Here is a 23,748-nt window from a genome sequence, read left to right as displayed (position 1 = left end):
GGCAACACCGCAACCGTGGATAACGGGTCTGTCATCACTGGCAACGGCATCACCATCGAGGCCGTGACGACGAATTCCGAGCGCAACGACTTTGTCGCGACTGCCTTTGCCGCAAGCGGCAACAAGTCGAACGACCCCTCGATTGCCGGCGTGTTCGCGCTCAACGTGATCGATGTCGATACCACGGCGGAAGCGCTTGACGGATCGGATCTGGAATCCACCGGCGGGGTGACCGTGACCGCCGAGCACAACATGGGGCTGCAGGCGATTGCCGCCACTGTTGCATTCTCGACGGGCGGCAATGTCGTGGGCGGCGCAATTGCGCTTGATGTCATCGGTACTGGCGCAGGCGGATCGAACACGATCGCCAGCATCGGGACGCCTGATGGCGACGCCAGCGGTGCGATCGTCCATGCCGACGGAGCGGTGAGCGTCTCGGCGACACATACGATCAACATGATCGGCGTCATCGATCTCCCCGACAGCGTCAATGAGCAGATCGACGATCCCGGCATCAGCCTTGGTGCGGTGGCCATCTCTGCGGCCGGTGGTGGCGGCAGTGCCGCCGTTGCGGGGTCGGTATCGATCGGCGTGATCAATACCACCACGCAGGCGAGCGTCGAAAACGGCAGCTTGGTTGCGGGTAAGAGCGGAGCGTCTGCGGGATCTCTCAACGTTAGCGCGACAGATACCTACGACTGGGCGTCGATCGCCGGCAGCGCCGCGGTTTCGCTGGATGGCGTAGGCGTCGGTGCGGGCCTCGACTTCTCCTCGATCACGAAGAACACGAAGGCCTATGTCGGCGTCGGCGCCCATGTGGACGTCTCAGGGAATGTCTCTCTCACGGCCGATTCGACGGAGGACATCATATCGGTTGCGGCGAATGCCGGGATAGGCGCGGGCTCCGTCGGCATCGGCGCGACATTCGGCATTCATGTCGTGCACACCGAGACGCGGGCCTATATCGCAGACGACACCGCGGACAACAATACCATCGTCACGGCGGGCGGAAACGTCACCGTATCGGCGCATGGCGCGATCACGATCAAGGTCATCGCGGCAGCCATTGGCGGCGGCAACAGCGTCGGCGTCGGTGCAGGCGACGAGACCCTGGTCCATACCGATATCGTCGAAGCGTATGTCGGCAATCACGCGGCGGTGCATACGCACGGTTCCGATGGCCTGCACGTCATCGCGTCATCCAGCGAGGATCTGATCGGCATCACCGCTGCCGGCAGTGGCGGCGGAAGCGTTGCCGTGTCCGGTGCCGCAACGATAAACGTGCTCGACGAAACGACGACCGCGCGAATCGGTCGCGGCGCTTTGATCGATGCCACGTCACCGGGTCTCAGCACGCCGGATGTGTGGGTCCATGCCAGCGACGACACCTCCATTGTCACGGTGGCCGGTTCGCTTGCTATGTCGGGCTCCGTCGGCGTTGGCGTCGGCATCGACGCCACCAAGATCGATAAGACGACTACAGCCTATATCGACTCTGGCGTCACTGCGACCGCAGACGGCGACATCGACGTGACGGCGCTCGTGTCCGAAGACATCACCTCGGTGGCGGCGGGCCTCTCTGCGTCAGCTACGGCCGCCGTGACGGCAGACGTCAGCGTACATGTGATAGAGAACCACACGCGTGCGTTCATCGGGGATGACCCGACAGACGGCATCCTCACCGCAGGTGAGGGTGATGTTCACGCGCACGGCAGCGTCCGCGTCTGGGCAAACGACAAAACCGAGCTCGACAAGGTGATCGGCGCCGCGTCCTTCTCCGGCACGGCGGCGATCACGGCGGCGGGAGGCATAACCGTCTCCAACAAGACGACGGAAGCGTTCATCGGGGCCGGCGCCAAGGTGACAGGCGACGGGCATAGCCAGCTGGATGCGCCGACGGGCGGATTCGATTTGAACGCGTCCAACGCGAGCGCACAGTCCAAATATGACAGCGTCAATTCGGGGGCGATCAGCGTCACCTTCGGCAACGACGGGACGCACGATACGATCTCGCGTGCGGCCGGCAGCTTCGTCACCGACGGCTTCGCCGCCGGCCAGACGATCAACGTTACCGGCGCCGGCGGCAATAACGGCGACTACACGATTTTCAGTGTGAGCGCCAACCAGATCGTCCTGACCTCGAACAAGGGGCTGACGGGCGCGCTGACCAAGACGCTCGTTCAGTTCGATACCAATGCGCCCGGCATCGAAGCAAAAAGCTCGGCGGGTGCGAGCGAGAGCGATCTCAAGAATTCGGGCGAAATCAACCCTCCGACACCGATCGGCAGCGGCGATGGGGCCTCCAGCGTCAAGGATACCGACGGCAACGCCGTTTCGGTCGACGATCCCGATCTCGGCCGGAACGTGCATCTGACTGCTGCGACCCAGGCGACCAGCGGCGTCATCGTTGCGGCGACGAACAACGACGATATCGAAAGCTATTCGATCGGCGTGTCGGCCGCGGGCACCGCTGCCATCGGCGTCGCGGTCTCCGTGAACGTCATCAACGCGACAACGAATGCCTTCATCTCGGACGACGCCAAGATCAACAAGGATCAGTCCGACGCGGATCCGACCCAATCCGTGACTGTGGTGGCGTCGAACGACTTCCGTCATACCGCTGCGGCGGGTGCCGTCTCCGTCGGCACCGTCGCCGTTTCGCCGGCGGTCGATGTGACCGTCACCGACAACATCACGACCGCCACGATAGGCGACGCCGACGTGACGGCAAAGGATGATGTCCACGTCATCGCGGACGCGAGCGAGAAGCTGTTGCTGGTCGGTGTCGGCCTTGCCGGCGGCCTGGTCGGCGTCGGCGCGGGAGTGAATGTCCTGTCGCTGAATGGCGAGACCACGGCGGAAGTTGGAGGCAAGGTGCGGGCCGACGGCGACGTCGTCCTGCGGGCCAACGACGACACGCAGGTCACAATTGTCAGCGGTGGTCTCGGTGCCGGATTCGTGGGCATCGGCGCGGGTGTCGGGGTCATGGTCATATCCAAGGACACCGAAGCGCGCATCAGCGACGATGCCGATGTGACGGCGCTCGGCAAGGGCACAGGGGAAACCGACGTCCGCTCCGGCGATCTGGACGGCAACCATGACTTCGTCACGGCCGAGGCACACGGCGTCATTCTCGACGCGCGCTCGTCGGAAGATGTGTTGCAGCTGGCGATCGCAGGATCGGGCGGCTTCGTCGGCGTATCGGTCACGGTTGCGGTGAGCGTTATCGAAGCGAAGACGGCGGCAACAATCGGTGACGCCTTCATCAATGCCAATGACAATGGCAACGCCGATCTCCGCCAGGATGTCTATGTCGATGCCAGCGACAAGGCCACGGTGCAGGCGATTGTCGTTGCGGCGGCCGGCGGATTCGTCGGTGCAGCGGGCTCCATCGACGTCGGCGTGCTGAACAATGACACCAGCGCCAGCATCCTGTCCGGCGCCGATGTGCACGCTCTGGACGATGTCGAGGTCAACGCGGTCGCCTACAAGTCCGTCGGTTCCGTCGTCATCAGTGCTGCGGGCGGTTTCGTGGGAGCCGCCGGTGCCGTATCGGTGTGGAACATCGGCTCGTCGCTGGAGACGGAATACCATAACCAGGACAGCCGGAATTCCGATAGCCGGATCGACGACGGCAGCAATTCCGGTGCGACCGACACGAGCAGGAACGTCCTTCAGAAGAAGGTCGAAGTCGACAGCAACAATGACGGCACGGCGGACGGCGACAAGACGATAACCGCGGACCAGGATGCCCAGGACAACGCGGACAAGAGCACGACCATGGGTTCGAATACCATGGGCAACAGCTCGATGAACCAGCAGGGGAAGACCGGGAATCGCATCAGCACTGCGACGACCAAAGCGCAGGGGGATATCGGCTCGAGCAAGCTCAGCAATAAGGCGCAGGGCAAGCTGACTGCTCCGCCTCCGAGCGGCACTTCCGCGATCATTGAGGGCGGCAGCACGTCGGTGACGGCAGGCGGCTCCATCGATGTTCAGGCGACCGAAGAGTTGGATTTGACGACGACAACGGGCAGCGTTGCCGTCGGCGTGGTCGGTGCCGGCGCGGGCATCAGCGTGCGCAACGTCCACTCGAACGTCACGGCCTCGGCCGGCGGTACGCTGTCGGCGGGCGATACCATCACCGTTCGTTCTCACCTGGACGAGGATCTGCCGATCGTGGCGTTCGCCTTCTCGGGCGGCTTGGTCGGCATTGGTGCGGCGGTTTCGATCGTCAACGACGACAGCACCAGCAGCGCATCGATCGGGGCCGGCAGCACGATCGTCAAGGCGGACGCCGTATCCGTCACATCCTACAGCAAGCAGCACCTCAAGCTCGACGTGGGTGGCATCTCGGTCGGCGCCGTTGGTGTGGGCGCGAGCTTCACCCAGGGAACCGTGAATGGTTCGACCACCTCTTCGATCGGCGATGACGTCCAGATCGGACAATCGGAAACCGTTGGCGATCTGACCGTGTCGGCTGATTCCGAGGTCATCGGAGAGGTCCACACCCTCGGCGTTGCGGGCGGTGTTGCGGCTGGCGCCTCGATCAACTTCGGCTTCATGACGGTTAAGCCAACCGTCAGCGCGACCGTCGGCAGCGCCGACATCAAGGTCACGGGTGAATCGCTGATTTCCGCGACCTTCAAGGGCAATGTCGACGCGACGGCCGAAGGCGACAGCACGGGCGCGTTCGCCGGCGGTGCGGCATTCTCGATCGCGGACCTGGAGCCGACCGTGACGGCCACGCTCGGCAATGGCGACGACGGCACCTTCGTCGGAAAGAACCTGACTGTCGAGGCCAAGGTCACCCGGCCGGATGGCTACGGCGCTGCTGCGACGTCCTTTACGGCGGCGCTGGGCGGGATCGGAATATCGGGCGCTGTCGCGGATGCCACGGACAGCCCGACCATTACGGCGTCTGTCGGTTCCGGCATGGATATCGACAACACTGGCATCGTCAAATTGACCGCGGATGGCAACAGCAATGCCGTGGCGAACGCGGCGGGTATCGCCGGCGGCGTGGCCGGTATCGGCATCACCATCTCCGGTGCGCATGCGGAAGGAAAGATCAAGGCTCATCTGGACGGTGAGGTGAAGGGGGCCTCGGACACCGCGGGCGCCTCGACACTCGACGTCACGGCCGAGTCGAGCGATATCGCCAGTGCGAAGTCCCAGTCTGTGACCGGCGGCCTGTTCGCAGCCGGATTCAACTACTCGAATGCGACGATCAAGCCGGACGTGCAGGCCTATATCGACACCACCGGTACCATCAGTGCCAGCTCCAACATCACCGTTTCCGCGACCGAGCATCCGGAGGGCGACGCTGTCACCAAGGGTGTCGCCGTGGGCGGCATCGTGATCGGCGGCTCGAAGTCGGATACCTCGGTCGTTCCGGCGGTGACGGCCTATATCCAGTCGGGCAAGACCGAGGCCGGTCAACTCGGAAGCATTTCGGTTACCGCTCTTGCCGAGCCGAACTTCGGGCAGGTGCCGGACTACCTGATCACCCATAGCGACGACGGATCCAACTCGCTGACGGTCACGAACCACGGACTGAGCGATGGCGACGTCGTTGCCTACGACAACAACAACCAGACGGCCGTCGGCGGCCTGCAGGGCGCGGCCAGCACAGGGCTGCCGGCACCGAACGACAAGGATTACCGCGAATACAATGTCATCGTGGATGACCCGAACCACGTGTCCCTCGGCGCCATCTTCAATGGCGCGACGTCGATCGATCCTGCCACGGACATCATCACGTTCGATGCGCCGCACAATCTGAAGACCGGCGAGAAGGTCATCTATACCAAGGGTACGGACCCTGACCATCCGTCCACTGCCGTCAACGGATTGACTGATGGCGCCACTTATTGGGTGCTGGCGCTCGATGCGAACCGCATCAAGCTGCTTGACTACGATCCGGCTGGTGGGCTGCATCTCACCACGTTCACGCCGACGATCGTCGGAAACGAAATCCAGTTGGCGAACAGCTTCACGAACGGGGAGGCGGTGACTTATCATGCGCCGCCGTCTCTCACGTTCAACACGCAGCAGGTCGATGTCGACGGAAGCTTGACCAGCTACGATGATCCGGAGCTTGGCCACCTCAGCAACGTTGCTACGCTCACTCCCGATACCGGTAAGGACAACATTCAGTTCGTCAACTCGTCGACGGGAGTCGTCGCTGATCCGAACTTCGCGCTCAATGATCTCGTCAGATACAGCGCGACGGGCGTAGTCGGCCCGGCGAAAGTCATCGAGGGGCTACAGAACGGGCAGACCTATCGAATCCTGAACCCCGATGGGACAGGAACCGATACGATCCAGCTCGGTGCAACCGCGACCGCCAATCTCGACTTCGCGCAACACGCAGGCGGCGACACGATAACGTTCCACACCGCACCGGGCGCGGGCCAGAACTGGATCGATCGCGGCTTCCAGGCGGGACAGACGATCACCATCATCGGCGGCGGGGGCAACAATTCTCACACCTACCACATCGCCGCGAACGGCGTCAGCGCGAATACCCTGACGTTGACCGAAAACAACACGGTGACTGTGGTCAATGACATCTCCACAACGGTAAATAGCAGTAAGATTGCGATCTCGGGCGACCCGACGCTCGCGCTTACCTTCACCAGGAATGCCGGCGGAGATACCATTTCAGCAGCCGGGTACAATTGGGCCGATCACGGCTTCCTGCAGAACCAGCAGATCACGATCAGGGGCACTGGGGCCAACAACGGCAGTTATACCATTGCCGCCGTGAATGGAACGACGCTGACGCTGACGGTGGCAAATCAGGTGACCAACGGTGGCTTCACCAAGGCAGTCGGTAACAGCACGATCCAAAGCCTGATCAAGCTCAGTGACTTGCCGTTGACAGGGAACGGTGCGAGCCTGGACGGCAAAACGCTGTTCGTTGTGCTCGATGGCACAAACGATGCCAGTACCTTCGGTCTGTCGCTCACGAAGTTTGGGCCGGCGTTGACCCTGGCGGCGCAGCCGGGGGCGTCGAACAACCATCAGATCGGCCACGAGGCGATCGATATTGGCGCCGGTTCAGGCACGCAGTTCCTGCGGCTCGATATCACGTCGACCGGCGACGTCACTAACGGTCAGAGACTGACGGGACCGGGCGGCGTGCCCCTCAACGTGACTTCGCCGCCCTCCGGCGATGGCACATCGTCGGCGAAGTCGAACAGCTCGGGCGGCGGAGCCGTCAGCGTCCAGTACAACAACGCCACCATCAACAATGACCCGACGGTCAGAAGCTATGTCCATTCGGACCAGATGCGGGCTGGTCTCGACATCACCATCACCAGCTTGTCGACGACCTCATCGACCGCTACCAGCACGAACGCGGGCGGTGGATTGATCGGTATCGGCATCGCCCCGTCCACGAGCACGCAAAACGTCACCAGCGACGCCTATGTCGATGGCGGCAGCCACCTGGTTGCCGGGCGCAACTTCATTCTCTCGGCATTTGATCAGAACAACTCCGACAACAGCGGTCGCACCATCACGGGCGGTCTGATCGGCGCAGCGGTCTCCAGTGTGGACTCCACCATTGGATACAACACCACCGTTTCCATCAAGGGCGGCGCCGACGTCCTGGCCGGCAACAACGCGCTGGTCAAGGCGGAGTCGCGGTCCTTCCAGCACACGAGCGCAGACGCAACCGGCGTCGGCATCGGCGGCGACGGAAATGCAGATGCGGACGTGACGAACAACGGCACCACCGCGGCGCTGATCGATGTGGCCTCGTCGCTTGCGGGGCGTACCGTATCCGTTTCGGCGAGGATCACCCAGCTGGACGTCTATGCGCGGGCGGACGGCGAGGGCGGCGGACTTGTCGCCATCGGAACGGCCGACGCAACGGTCAATTCGACCCAGAATGCGAACGTCACGCTCAAGGATCATGGTGCGATTACCGGCTACGAGGGCGTCGATCTCGTGACGCGCTACGCGCCCGGCACGGTTCCGCCTGACGTCATCAGCACGACTGCGGATTCCTTCGCGCGCGCCACCGGTCTGTTCGGCTACGTCTCGGCGGATTCCGTCAACCATACGACGCTCAATTCGAAGATCCTCGCGGAAGCCAACGCACAGATCACGGCGGGGCCGCGCGATCCGTCGAACGATCCGGCGCTGGAGGACAAGGACGTCGGTGGCGGTCAATACAATCACCTGGCGCTGTTCGTCAGCGCCGAAAACGGTGCGATCAGCGTCAATACCCCCAACGACACCAGTCTCCGATCGCTGGCGGTCGACGGGTCAGACTCGCCCGTCAACGACAGGCATGTCGAACCCGTGATCGACTTCAGCGCCAATGTCCTGATTCTGTCTGGCAAGTCGCCGCAACTCGAGATCGATGAGAACGGCAAGATCGCCAAGATCGTCAATCTTAATCTGCTGAACCTCGGGTCTCAGAATGTCGGCGATGTCGCATATGACGCGAGCAACAACATCACCGTTGACAACATCGTCAATGATGATCCCGGTCAGGCCTATCTGAGCACCGGTAACGTCGATTCCAGTGCAATCAAGAACAGCGCCGGCCCCGGCACCTGGACCTTCCGCGACACGTTCACCAAGGTCCAGATCGTCAATCATTCGAAGAAGAACCTGATTGTTAACGGCATCAAGGTGGTCAACACCACGGTTGATCCGATCGTCGACGTATCGAATACGAACTCGCGGACGCTCGACTTCAGCATCAAGCGAGACGTGGCGCCGACGTTCATCGACATCGAGAATACGAACGACGATCCGCCGAACATCACGCTGAACGGTGTCATCGAAAATCCGATCGGAACGACGCGGGTCACCGTTGCGGATGGCGACATACTTTCGACGAGCAATCGCGTGAACGACAGCGATCCGGGCTCGCTGATCCGGACCAACATCCTGGACCTCGAAGCACACAACGGGAACATCGGAACCTCTTCGAACCGGATCAATGTCGACGTCGTCGACAGCGAGACGGTCCCGGCGGCCACGACGTTCCTGAGCGCACGCGTGAGTGTCGCCGACAATTCGATCTCGCTCGGCCAGCATCAATTCTTTACCGGCGAGCTGGTGAAGTACGAGTCGGCGACCCCGCTCGGCGGACTGGTCAGCGGCCAGTATTACTACGCGATCGTGTCGGATGACGGTCTGAGCCTGCAATTGGCGCAGGTCCTCAAGGACGGGCCCGGCGCCATCGTCGACATCACGTCGGCAGGGACTCTGACCAATTCGCACAAGCTCACGCCGGCTCAGCGATTTACCGTCGTTGCCGACGGGACGCCGAGCGCCGCAGGCAATGCCTATCTCGACGTCAAGGCACGTTTGCGCGACACCGCCAGCCACGTGCGGCAGGATGTGTCCAATCCCGACGTGACGTACAATGTCATCGTCGATGCCGTGAACACGTCGGGCAACGCGGACCTCCTGCTCAGGGGCAGCGTGCAGGAGACGGACGTCAGCGTCGTGACCTATACGGGCACCACGGCCGGCAAGATCGGCGGTGTCGACGTCATCTATCCAGGCGGGCCTGGCTTCCCGGGCGAGTTGCACCATACCTTCTTCGACACGCCGGACGGCACCGACGGCGGCCCACTGAACGCGGGTCTGTTCACCAATGCAGGTGCGTCAGCCACGCACATCAACAGCACTTACGACATCAGAGCGCTCAACGGCGTTGGGGCCCTCTACCGCGCCGGTATCACGTCCGAACGGAACATCATCGTCAAGGCGGCGGACCCGAATTCGGCCAGTCCGTACATCATCAACGTCTACGGCATTACCGAGATCGTTGGCGGAGGGGCCGCAGGTGCTGGCGACGTTCACCACGTGGATGTGCTGACGAACGGCGATATTACCATCGCTGAAAAGACCGACGACCTGCGGGTCGGCGAGATCCGCTCGACTTTGGCGAACGTGACGCTGAGTTCGCCGGCGGCGATCATTGACGCGCTCAATGACGGCATCCTGACCACCGCGGACGTTACGGCGGCAAACAACATCACGATGACCGCCGGCAACAATTTGATCGGCGACACCGACGACAAGTCCGGGCGTGGCGGGATCGGAACACCCGGCAATTTCCTCGAGGTCAACGTCGATTCCGACGGCGGCGTGCTCGGCGTGATCAACGCGACGGACATCGCCTCAAATACGACTCCGTTCAGCTATGCATCGCCGCCGTTCAGCCCGGCCGGTGTCGGGACCTACGGCGTGTTCCTGACGGAAACCGTCGGGGACATGAAGATCGACATCATCCAGACCAAGGGTGACGTCGCGCTCTCGTCAGTCGCGGGCTCGCTCGTGGACCGCAGCGGTGGCGTCGGCGGTGATGATGCAGCGAATGTGATCGGAAACACGATCAACCTGTTTGCCAACGGCGGCAACATTGGCGAGACCACGGGTGGAGATATCACCAACCCGCAGGCCAACGGCAATAACGACCTGGAAATCGATTCGCAGGCCTACGCTTACGGCACGATCGGGGCGCGGGCTACCGGCAGCATCTATCTGACCGAGACCCTGCCGACGACAGGCAGCTTCTTCGCGCGCGATGCGCAGGTCGTGCTGCTGCAGTCGCTCGGGACTGCGGGTGTCGGCAATGTCCGCTTCACCGTCCGCGAGAGCGCGCAGCAGGGCGAAGACTTCAATCTGCTTGCGTCAGGGCCGGTGCTCTTCCTCGAGGGGGCGACCGAACAGGTTGCTCATGGCCTCGTCAACGCAGCCAACGGCTCGATCCTGCTCCGGGTCGCGGACAACGTCACGACGGATCCAAACTCGCAGATCCTGGCCAGCAAGAACGTCGACATCTACGGGGACTTCGCCCGGACCACCGGCGCCAACCTCGATGTCGGCGATCCCAACTATGGCACCGTCATGCACCTGCATGGCGTCATCGCCCACGGCGCGACGGCGAGCGGCTTCCTGACCCGCGTCTTCGGCAACGCCGATACCGACCAGATCTACTTCGACGAAACTTACCTCGGTGGCCAGAGCGGTACCGCCAGCTCGCCAATCCTGGGCGGCGGCACCTCCCAGGTCATCCCCGATGGCGGGTTCACGACGGGCCTTGGTATCGGCAATGCCGGCTTGATGTCGAGCTATTCGGGCGGCAAGACCCGCGCGTTCGGCAGCAACACGCCGACGCAGGTGATCAATGTCACCGCCACCATGACGTTCGCGCGGGATGCCGGCGGCGACACGATTACCGCCGCGGCGGGAACGTGGGCCGGATTCGCCATCGGCGACATCGTCACGGTCGACACGGGGATCGCTGACGATCCCAACAACCGCAGCTTCACGGTGCTGAACGTTACGGCGACCATTCTCACGCTCTCGGCCGTGAACTTTGTCAGGGCCGAGTCCGTCTCCGCAAAGGTCAAGAACAACAAGGTGGCCCCGGCAGGCGACAGCGAGGACTTCTTCATTGTCAACCAGCTGCAGTCGATGGTCATCACCCAGGAGACGCAGACCGGCGTCGAAACGGGCGACACCCTGACGCTGGACGGCCAGTCGGCATCGGATACCTACGTCGTCAACTCGACTGGCACGCATGGCGATGTCCGCAACTATGTGGTCAATGTGCTCGATACCGGCGCCGCTGCCGACGGCGTCGACAACCTCACTGTGTACGGTCGCGACGACAACGCGATCAACGATCCGAATGCCGATTATCGCGGAGCCAACAAGGGCTTCGATGACGTGTTCCTGCTGCGTCGCACGACCGGTATCGCCCAGGAGACGGCGAACCGGCCGGTGCTCTATGCCGACGATTCGGCATTCGTGGCGCTGTTGCATGTGAACAACCTCGCGCAGGCGCAGGTCTCGGATCCCAACAACGATCCGAACGTCCGGTCGCAAAGCGTCCAGCGCATCAATTACGACAGCTCCATCAACGGCAGCTTGATGGTGTTCGGCCAGGGCGGCAACGACTACTTTGCGGTGGACGACAATGCCGCCATTACGACGCTGGATGGCGGGGCCGACAACGACTCGTTCCAGATCGGCCAGATCTACGGCTATCAGCGTGACGGCAGCACGCATTCGCCGGCGCCGCTCGGCAACACGTTCGGCGGTTCGGTCGTGACGCCCTACGATCAGTTCCCGCAACTGGTCAATTCGCTGACGCCCCAGAGCATCTACGGGACGGTCGCCACGACGCGCGGCTGGCTCTCTGCAGGTGCGACCTCGCCGCTGGTGGCCGAGGGCGGCACGGGCGATGACACGTTCACCGTCTACAGCAATCAATCGCCGTTGCGCCTCGAAGGCGACGATGGCAACGACCTCTTCACGGTACGGGCCTTCGCGTTGGCCGAGACCAACCCGGTCACGGGCGACATCGTCTGGGTCGATCCGGTCCAGGAGATCGCAAAGCCAAAGCTCACCAGGGGCTTCTCGACGGCGGCCGAAACCGCCATTCGAACGGGCGCCGGTGCCAACCAGGTCGAATACAACATTAACGCGCCGGTGTCGGTCGACGGCGGCAACGGCTTCGACAAACTGGTGATCCTCGGCACCGAGTTTGCCGACCACATCGTCGTCACTGAAAAGGGCATCTTCGGAGCCGGCCTGACGGTGACCTATCAGAACATCGAGGTTCTCGAGGTCGATGCGCTGGAGGGAGACGACATCATCGACGTGCTCAGCACGCAGCCGGGCGTGGCGACGCGGGTCATCGGCGGCCTCGGAAACGACACGCTGAACGTTGCGGGTGACGTCACCGGCCCGGTGGTGTCACGCGATATCGAAGGCACGAGTGGAATGGTGAACAACCGGGTCACCTCGGATGACTCGGCCTATGACGGTATCGTTGCCGACGGCATCGATCTCAGCGTCGCGCGGCCCAACCAGGGACAGGTGATCATCGACGAGGAAGTGCTCGGCGATGCGAGCCGCGGTTTCACCGACATCAGCGAGAGCGGCACGCAGGACGTCTATGGCGTCTATCTGCAGCATGCCCCGGTCCACGGCACCCACGTCTACGTCACCATCACGGCGGCGATGCCGCCGGAGGAAGAGCATGTGAAGGACGGGCTGCTGCATTCGGGCGACATCCTGGACGAGCTCGGCAACGGCCTGGTTCCTCTTGACGCGAACGGCCTGCCGCCGGGCGACAGCATGCTTCTGGCGGAGGACGATTCGAAGGTCGGAGCGATTGCGGCAACGAACTATGACCGCGACATCTACCTCAACGGAACCCTCATCCACGTCCCGGCGCGGTCCATCGTGCTGGTGTTCGACGACACCAATTGGGACAAGGCGCACGAGCATCTGGTCCATCTGATGGCGGTCGACGACGACCGGCCGGAGGGTGTGCGGACGGTGGTGACGAGCCACAGCGTCCTGAGCGACGATGCCTCCTTCAACCATGCCATCGTGCGCAACGTCGAAGTGACGATTCACGACAACGACCAGCCGGGGATCCTGATCACGCAACTGGATCCGACGACGACCGATCCCGTCAACTATCCGGCGAAGTATCTCAACCATCCGAGCGACAACAACACGATCGTCCTCGAGGGTGACGACACGACCAAGGTGACCGACCTCTATGCCGTCGAGCTCGAGAACCAGCCCGTCGGCGGCTCGGTCACCATTGCGCTGAAGCCGCAGGACAGCCGGATGACGCTGAGCTCGCTCGATCCGTCGCGTCTGAAGGTTGGGCTGGATCAGTCTGGCGTGCGTTCGGGAGTCTATTACCTGACGTTCGATTCAAGCAATTGGAACAGCCCGGTCATCATTGTCGCCTCGGCCGTGAACGACGGCGAGGTCCAGGATCCGCACAACACGACGATCGTTCATTCGATCTACGTTGATCAGTCGTTGAATCTCACCTTCGCCGGCGCCACGGTCAGCCGCCAGGATCCGGCGGATTTCGGCGCCAATTGGCTGACCGATGGCTACTCGGTCGGTCACAGGATCACCATCACGGGTGGTCCGAACGCTGGCGTCTATCTCATCACTGCTGCTACCGAGACGACGCTGACGTTGAAGACACTGGCCAACGTGGTGCCGACCTTCACCGGCGGCGTATTCCTGAGCACCGTTAACCTGGACGGTCTCGTATCGACGACGAACACGGCATACAAGAACGCCGCGTTCAGCAGCGACACGCCGATCTATGCCAAGGTGCTGGACGACGAGACGGCGGGCGTGTTCCTGCTCGAGAGCGCCGGTCGGACGCTGGTCACGGCTGGTACGACCTCGGCCGGGCCGGGGGAGGGCGATAGCTACACGATGCGCCTGCAGAGCCCGCCGAAGTCCGATGTCAACGTCGACGTGGTGACGGACGGACAGACCGACCTCGTGACCGGCGGCCGGGTCAGTCTGCAGGAAACGGGCGGGCTCCAGCCCGTGCAGCTCTTCACCGGCCACATCACCGTGACCAGTGTCGATGCCCACACTGTGATCATCACGCGCGCCAGCGGTTCGGAGACCGGCAGCTTCATCGGCGACGGATTCCTGCCGGGCCAGCGCATCCGTATCGAGGGAACCGGCGTGGCCGGTGTCGACAACGGCGACATCAATCTGCCCAGCGGTTTCTACACGATCGATTCCGCGAACGACGGCGTCACGGCGAGCACCATCCGCCTCACGGATGCAGGTGGCTCGGCCCTGCCGACGGCGTTCGGTACGTTCGATACCGACGACGACAAGACCGTGGCAATCGACATGGTCGTCGAACGCGGCCGGTACACCGGAAACGTCGACTACAGCGTCACGAACGTGCCGTTCCAGCTCTTCACCGGCAACATCAGCGTGTCCGGCAACGTGATCACCAGGAACGACGTCGGCAGCTTCAAGAACGACAATTTTGCCATCGGGCAGGTGATCACCATCCTCCAGGCGGACCAGAGTGCCCTGGGGACGGCACTTACGGTAACCGGGGTGAGCGACTCGCAACTGACACTCAGCGGCAGTCCGGCTGCGGCTGCTTCGTACCAGAACGTCAGCATCAGGAAGATGCTGGACGTGCTGGTCCGCAGGGACGGCACCAGCTGGCTCGACAGCGGTTTCTTCGAGGGCCAGCTGATCAAGATCAAGGGCATTGGCGGCGACAAGATCGAGAAGATCGATCTCATCACCGGCACGACCCCGGACAAGCTCGATATGCTGGTGCTGACCGACCACCCGGCGTCGGGCATCTACAGCGGGTCACTCGGCGGCAACGGCAACAACGTTACGGTGACGGTCATCCAGATGGCCGCGCGCGTGACCTATACGCCGCCTGCGCCCAAACCCGACATCAATTATCCGGACACCGGCAACTGGTATCAGCAGGTTACGGTTCAGCTGATCGCCGACCCATGGTTCGACATCCAGCCGGGCCACGAGAATTATCGCGCCTTCCCGAAAGTCGCGCACCGTCTCGACGGCATCCGTGGGCCGCTGGCCGTGGAAGGCGGCACCACTGCGGCCGACCGTTCGCTCGTACAGGCCGTGCTGCTGCCCGGCGAGGCCAATGGCCCGCTGTTCAACATCCCGCCGCAGCCGCCGGAGACCCAGTCGATCGACGTGCTCAACATCTACAACGACGGCACGGTCGCCAACGATACGGGCACGCTGACCTCGACGGCCCTGACGGGCTTCGAGATGGGCGGCACCCTCGATTTCAGCAAGTTGCTGGCGGGTGCGCCGGCGCCATTCGGCGAGTCCGTCAAGTATCCGGGCGGCATCAGCTACGGATCGATCGTCGTCGACCCGGTCACGCATGAGTTCAGCACCGATGCAAGCCACTCGACGATCGAGTCGGTGAACATCTTCCTCGGCGCCGGCAACGACCGGCTGGACATCAACAGCACGCTGATCCCGGGGCCGGATCACAATGCCGACGGCACGATCGGGCTCGTTTCCGCGCACGGCGGGCTCACCACCGTCCACGGTGGCGGCAATGCGCCGATCCAGATGACGGCCGGCATCGCGCCGACCAACGCCTTCAACATCACGCCCAGCCTGGGTGGCAAGATGGGCACGCTCGAGCGTACGGACGGCCGCTCGTGGGTGGACGCCGGCTTCGCCGTGGGCCAGCAAGTGATGCTGAGCCTCGACACGGTCGGCGGCGCCGTCACCGGTTCCTACACGATCACCGCGATCCTCGATCAGGACCTCAAGCCCGGCAGCATCCTGGTTCTGCTTGCCGCCAACGGAGCCCCCGCACTGACGCTTCTGGCCAACGCCACCGGGACGATCTCGGTGACCGACTGGCTGCAGGTGACCAGCAACTTCGACGTTCAGGCCGACCGCATCATCCGCCGGGACGGCCTGTCCTGGGACAATCTCGGCTTCGCAGCAGGGCAGCAGGTGTCATTCTCGCTGTCCAACGGCAATGTCGGGAACGCCACTGTCCTTGGCTTCGACAACGCCAGCACGCCGTCCGGCACCGGCTTCGGCAGTGCCTTGCTTCTCGGCAACACGACGCTGACCCCCGCAACCGGACTTGTCGGCACCGTGGCCGTGACCAGCCGGAACGTCGTGTCCGGACCGTTTACCGTCGCGGCGAAGGCGCTGACGCGCAGCAGCGGCAGCTGGATTGCCGACGGCTTCGCCAAGGGCCAGGCAGTCGCCATCAACGGACAGCCGGGCGTGTGGTTCGTGACCGACGATCCCACCAGCACGAAGCTGAGGCTCACAGGCGGTGATCTGACCGCGCTGCCCGCGATCCAGAAGGTGGCAATCGTCCGCATCGGCGGCGATACGATCAATGTCAACGGCACGACGGAATACATCAACGGCATCAACACCGTCGCGGCCGCACAGGACGGCGATCCGCAGGGAACGACCAACCGCATCACCCGGTCGGATGGTCATGGCTGGGCTTCGGACAATTTGGGCGACAGCGCGTTCGCCGTCGGCCAACAGATCACCATCACCGGTGAGTGGTCGTACGCTGGCGTCACATTTGCGCGCAATCCCAATGGCAACGGTGACACGATCACGCGCAGCACCGGCAGCTGGCTATCGGATGGCTTCGTTGCCGGCGAGACGATCGTTCTCTCGGGCACGACCAGCACCAACGGCAATCTCACCAACAACGGCAACTTCACGATCAAGAGCGTGACGGATTTGACCCTGACCTTGACGGCGGTCAACACCGTCGTGCCTACGGTCGGCACCGAGCCGGTGACGATCGGGATCAGTGGCAATTTCCTGGTGACGGGCTTCGCCACGGGCGCCGTTGCCGGCGACACGCTGCTGGTCAAGGGCGCGGTGGGCTTACCCACCTTCGCGGCCCCGATGACGGTCAACGTCGATGCGCCTCTGGTCGTCTACGGCGACACCACGCAGGACGGCATCTGGTACAACGGCAAGGCGGACAAATCCTCCTCGCTCGGCAAGTTCAGCAACAAGCCGCAGCCGCACATGGACAACGTGTCGTTCACCATGGCGACGCCGTCCCTGGGGCAGGCCAACCCCGAGGTCGCCGGATTGGGCCTCGAATTCTCGACGTTCACGACGCTGGAAGGCACGTTCGGCGTCATCAAGCGCACGACCGGCGACTGGAACGGCAGCACCGATCTGACCCGCTTCCTGGTCGATGGCCTCATCACGATCGACGGCACGCCAGTCGGCAACGTGAAGACTCTCACCAGAACCGATCCGGCTCATCCGCTGGTCTACAACACCCTGATCCTGAGCGATCTGACGCCCGCCTTCACGACCTTCGCGAATGGCAACCACACGATCAAGGAGTGGAACAGCGGCACGATCAAGCTGCAGCCGGGACAGGGCCTGTTCGATCCTGGCTTCGTGCCGGAGGGCCTGATCGCCATCGGCGGCACCTATCAGGTCGCGTTTGCCCGTGCCAATACCGGCGACACCATCACACGGTTCGACGGCGGCAACTGGCTGGCCGAAGGCTTTGCCAAGGGCCAGACCATCTCGGTCTCGCTCACCACCTACAACAACGTCAACTTCACACTCGTGGACGTCACCGCGAATACATTGACCCTCGAGGTCAAGAACAGCGTCATTCCGACGACGCTGGCGGATCCGGGCGCGCCAACGATCACGGAAGGCGCACGGATCGCGGCCGACGTCGGCGCTGTCGCAATCGCGGGCTCGCAGTATCTCGTGACGTTTGCTCAGAATGCGGCCGGCGACACCATCACGAGGTCCGATGGCCTCAACTGGTCTGACGACGGCTTCAAGGCCGGCATGAACATCGCTGTCTACGGCACGCCGGACAAGCCAGGCTCGCCGGGAGATCCCGGGAACAAGCGTGTCTTCCAGATTGATCATGTGGCAGGCTCGGTGCTGGTACTGAAGGTGTCGAACAGTGTCATCGCGGAAGGTCCCGAGCAGGCGATCATCTCCGGGCAGGGGACGAAGGTCGATACGCTGTTCATGTTCGACCTGAAGCCCGCCTTCCTGACGCTGACCAACAACGGCAATTCGGCGCCGACGCTCACGCGCACGATCGTCGAGCGCAACAGGCTCGGCCAGAACGCCGACTTCTACGTGTTCCCGCTGGCCAACGAGTACAGGTACGCGGGCAACGACGTCATCGACGCGCACAACCTGTTCGGCAATATCCCGGCCGGGCAATTGCCGACGGTCGGTATCACGGCTTACGGCGGCAAGGGTGACGATACGATCATCGGCAGCCAGGCCGGCGATCATCTCGCCGGCGGGTCGGGCAACGACACGATCATCGGCCAGCGCGGTGTTGACCACATCTACGGCGATTCCGGCTTCAACGTCGACGTCATCACGCGCGTCCTCAATGTCGCGCAGACGGCCGGCAACACCGGGACCACGGTGCTCGACAACGTCACCGACGGCGGCAACGACCTGATCTACGGCGACGCGCCAGGATCGACCGCAACCGACGCGTTCGGCGACTACGACGACGTGATCTTCGGCGACCTCGGCGACATCGGGCAGGCCACTTCCGGCTGGCGCGATACCACAAAGCCGGTTTCGCTCACGCCGCAGCGCATCGAGACGACGCTGTTGGCCCGGACCATCGTCAGCCAGTCCCGGCAGTACGGCGGCAACGACACGATCTTCGGCAATGGCGGCGAAGACATCCTGATCGGCGGGATGGGTAACGACTCGCTCGACGGCGAAAACGGCCGCGACCTGCTGTTCGGCGACAACGTCGCGCTCAGCCGGACGACACATCTCGGCGACTTCCGCAACGGGCGCTTCGAGACCCTCTCGGGTTCGCAGATCTACAGCACCGGTTTGAGCACCGACACCCTGGCCGCCGGCCTGGATTACGCCAACGGCCTGCCGCAAGCCGATCCGCGCGGCCATGGCAGCTGGGGCGACTACCTGATCACCCTGTTCGACCACGGCAATAGCACGGTGCTGGCGCCGGCCGGCTCGTACGGAAACGACTACATCGCCGGCGGCGCTGCCGACGATATGATCTTCGGTGAAATGGGCAACGACGTCGCGCAGGGCGACGGCTCGATCGAGTACGTCTCTCACACGCTGATCGACAATGGCGACGGCAGCGCCAGCTATTCCACCGCGATCGGCGGGCGAGTGGGCGTTCTCAACGTCGCCGCAAACATCGCCGGCAACCTGTTCCGCGACGCCGCCAATGCGTTGTTCCTGCGTCCGTCATTCGATGGAGCGTCCGACGGACAGGATTACATCGAAGGCGGCGGTGACAACGACATCCTGTTCGGTAACCAGAATCAGGACGACTTGATCGGCGGCAGCTCCGATCTGTTCAGCCTCAACACGCCGGCCAAGCGGCCCGACGGCTCCGACCTGATCTTCGGTGGTTCGGGCCGCGGTATCGCCCGCAACGCGATCGGTGATGCGGGGATCGACGGCAACGCGTTGATTGCAACCACGCCGAATGGCCATGCCAACGACTCCGACTCGATCATCGGCGACAACGGCGACGTCATCCGCCTGGTTGGCATCAAGGGTCAGGTTGCGCCACCGGTCGGCGCACTCGTCATCGCCGGCGCGATCGCGCAGGCTGGCAATCCGGTCCAGACGCTCAATGGCTTCCTGTCCTTCAACTACGACAACTACAACAGCGCCGTGGGCTTCGTTCGCATCATCCCGCGGGTCGATCGTCTGCTCGACTACACGCCGGGCGGCGTTGATTTCGATCCGGTGCACCAGCCGTCCGACATCGGCGCGGCCGACGAGCTGCATGGCGAATCTGGTGACGACTTCATCTACGCCGGCAAGGGCGAGGACTGGCTGTACGGCGAAGGCCAGGACGACGACCTGATCGGTGGCTATGGTAACGACTGGATCTCCGGCGGCACCGGCTCGGACGGCATCATCGGTGACGACGGCCGCATCTTCACCAGCCGCAACAGCCTTAGCACCGACCCCGCCAATGCCTCCTATCTGGTCAGCGTGGGCGAGCCGCTCTTCGGCATCGCCCCGCTGCTCTCCAGCGACGCCGATCCCAAGTACAGCAACGGCAACGCGCTGAACGAGTACATCTTCACGCCGGGCAACATGCAGATCGACACGATCAATGTGAGCGGCGCCCTGAAGAAGACCGTCGACCTGACGCCGTTCAGCTCGGACCCGAGCTTCGACGGAACCCGTGACGACTTCTCGGTCGTCAGCACGAAGAACAACGGCGCCGCAAGCGACGGCAAGACCCGACGGCACAACGACGACATCATCTTCGGCGGCCTCGGCAGCGACTGGATCCATGGCGGCTCCGGCGACGACGCAGTGTCGGGCGCCGAGGCGCTGAAGCTCTCCTACACGCAGATGCAGAACGGCCTCCTCGATCTCAACGGCATCGCCGAGACCGACTACTACCATCCGTTCAATCCCGGTGACGCGCTGCGCTTCAATCCGACGGATCCGGACGGCAAGTTCACCCATCCGCACATCGCGAACCGTACGGGCGAGTTCGCGCTGTACGACGAGAACAATCCGATGCGGAAGATTCTCCTCAATGCGGATGGGACTGCCAGCAGCACGGGTACCGGCCTCGAGTTCTTCCTGAACTTCGACCAGACCGAGGGCGTCCTGAGGCCGGGTGGCACGACGCCGGGCAACCAGAACCAGTCCGTGACGTACGGGCCGGTCCGCGACGACGGCAACGACGATATCTTCGGCGATAACGGCAACGACTGGATCGTCGGTGGCACGGGCCGCGACCACACTTATGGCGGCTGGGGCAACGATCTGCTCAACGCCGACGACGACCTGACGACGGCGAACGGGCTGAACAACGTTCCGGAGACCGCACCGACCTACGAAGATCGGGCCTACGGCGGAGCAGGGAAGGACGTTCTGATCGCCAATACCGGCGGCGACCGGCTCATCGACTGGGTCGGTGAGTACAACAGCTATCTCGTGCCGTTCTCCGAATTCGGCATGGCGACGGTCAGCCGCACGATGCAGCCGTTCCTGCACCACTTCCTGTATGCGGAGTCCCTGAGCGACGGCGTCGACGCCACGCGCTACTCCGATCTGAACAATGGCGCGCTGCCGCCGGCCCCGACCAAGGCCAACGACCCCATCCCGAGTCGAAATGGCGAGCCGGCCGGCGAGCTCGGTCTGGTGCTGCAGCAGGATGCCGCCTGGCACGCCCAGACCGGTGCCCCGACCGATCCGCAGGCTGGTAACACGCCGGGCACGCAGCGCGACGTGCTGCGCAGCGCGAGCTACGCACCAAACACCGTAACCGGCATGTTCGCCGACAGCGGCAGCTGGTCCGTGACCAACAGCACCTACCAGAACAGTACGTTGAAGGTGAGCGGCGACAACGTCAGCCTGTTCGACCTCGATATGTGGCTGCCGGGCAATTTCTTCGAAATCCAGTCCACCATGAAGGTGTCCAGCGGTGGCACCCTGCAGAACGGCTTCATCATCTTCGACTATCAGGGAACGAACAACTTCAAGTACGCGGGTATCGACGTCACCAACAACCTGATCAAGATCGGTCAGCGTTCGGACACCGGCTGGACTGATCTTGCGACACTTTCCGCCGGCAAGCCCGGGTTGGGCCTGAACTCGCAGAACACACTGTTGCTCTCGGTCAACGGAACCGTGGCGACCCTGACGGTGACCAGTGCAAACGGCGGCAAGGCCGCGAGCACGCTCAAGGTGTCCTATGCGTTCAACGCGCCGCTGAACACGGGAATGGTCGGCGTCGGCACCAATAACTCCATCGCCGCGTACACCTCGTACACGGTGCAGAGGTTGCCGATCAGCTTCACCTATAATGTGCTGGAAGATTTTTCGGACGGCGTCGCAAATAACTTTGCGGCCCAGACCGGGACATGGACCACCACCAGCGGGACGAGCGGCCGCTATTTTGCGGTTCCGCCGGCGAACGACGCCGCCTTCTCCACGCGTGCGTTCGCGGTTGCACCACTGTCCTACGTCGAATACTCGGCGACGGTGAATGCGGCCAAGGCCGGCACGTCGGCAGGGCTCACCTTTGCGTACACATCGAGCAACGACTTCCTCTATGCCGGCATTATCGCCGGAACCAACCAGGTCGTGCTCGGACACCGCAGCTACGGCAACTGGTACGTCGACGCCGTCGCAAGCACGACCATCGCTGCCGGGACCGACTATAGTCTGCTCGTAGCCCTGTCCGAGGGCGTGACGAACAACGTCAACGTCGTCCTCAACGGCAAGAGCGTCCTGAACTTCAACTACAATGTCCTTGTGCACGACGGCAGCCTCGGGCTCTACGCCCGCAACGGCAATGCGTCCTTCGACAACGTGCTGATCCGCGGTGACGATATCGCTTATGCCGGTGGCGGTACGCCGCAGGTGGCCGCGCTGGCGGCGCCTCCGGCGACGGACGTCGCCGTGGTGACGGCCGACCAGCTGACGGCGATTGTTGCGGCTGCGAAACAGGCTTGGACCGCCGCACTTGGACCGGCCGATCCGCGTCTGTCGATCCTCGATCAGGTCACGGTCCTGATCGCCGACCTGCCGGATCAGATGTTGGGTGCGACGACGGGATCGACGATCGTTCTTGATGCCGCGGCGGCCGGTTGGGGATGGTTCGTCGACCCGACGCCTGGCGACAACCGGGAGTTCGCGATCCGGCTGTCGTATGAGGTGTTCGAAGCCGCATCGTCAAGCCCGGCTGCCGGACACATGGACCTGCTCACGACGATCGTCCATGAGATGGGCAACGCCATGGGAATGCCGGAAGATCTCGGCGACGACGTGGCCGGCATGACCCTGCGCGCGGGCGAAAGGCGGCTGCCGGAGCCGGCCGGACATCCGGCACCGGCTTCCGCGGCACTGTTGCAGAGCGCGGCTGCCGCTCAAGTCGCGCCGCAGATGACGCTGATCCCGCTTGCACCGGCAACGACCACGATCGCGCCGCCGCTACCGGCGGTCGCCAAGGCGGACGAGCCCAGCGGCATTACGCTGATCTCGAACATCCTCCTGAGCCCGATCGCAAGCGCTTCGCAGAACGGCGAGTTCCGCAAGTCCGTCGGCACAACCGAGGATCCCGGCAAGTCCTTTGTCTCGCTGTCGGCAAGCCTGACGGGCGGTGTCCCGAAGAGCTCGACAGTCTCGCAAGACGACCTCTCTTCGCCGGAGCATCACTCCTCGCGCAATATCAATAGCGCGAAGGAAACAACCAGCATAAACTGGCACAATAGTCTCGATGCCGTTGAGCATCTCGCCTCAGGACCTTCCAATGGTTCGCAGGAGTGGCTCGACGATTTCCTCAACCACGTGGGCCAGAACAAGGCCCAGTGGAATCCGAACGCCGGCCTCCGCGTACGTCCATTGTCGATGAATCTTCAGGGCCATGCCTGA

The 23,748-nt window shown here is 63.3% G+C and carries 1 protein-coding gene (running past one end of the window); it reads left to right on the top strand.

The genetic code is table 11. The features are described from left to right. Nucleotides 1–23,748 carry the 3' portion of an LEPR-XLL domain-containing protein gene (locus JQ592_RS00185; protein ID WP_211400916.1) on the top strand. The gene continues 4,746 nt to the left of window position 1, outside the view, so only the last 23,748 of its 28,494 coding nucleotides appear in the window; the start codon falls outside the window, past its left edge; its stop codon occupies nt 23,746–23,748.

The organism is Bradyrhizobium iriomotense (genome assembly GCF_018129405.1).
Taxonomy (GTDB): Bacteria; Pseudomonadota; Alphaproteobacteria; order Rhizobiales; family Xanthobacteraceae; genus Bradyrhizobium; species Bradyrhizobium iriomotense_B.
The sequence above is the reverse complement of the archived record's forward strand: the minus strand, read 5'-3'. Positions and strand labels throughout refer to the sequence as shown.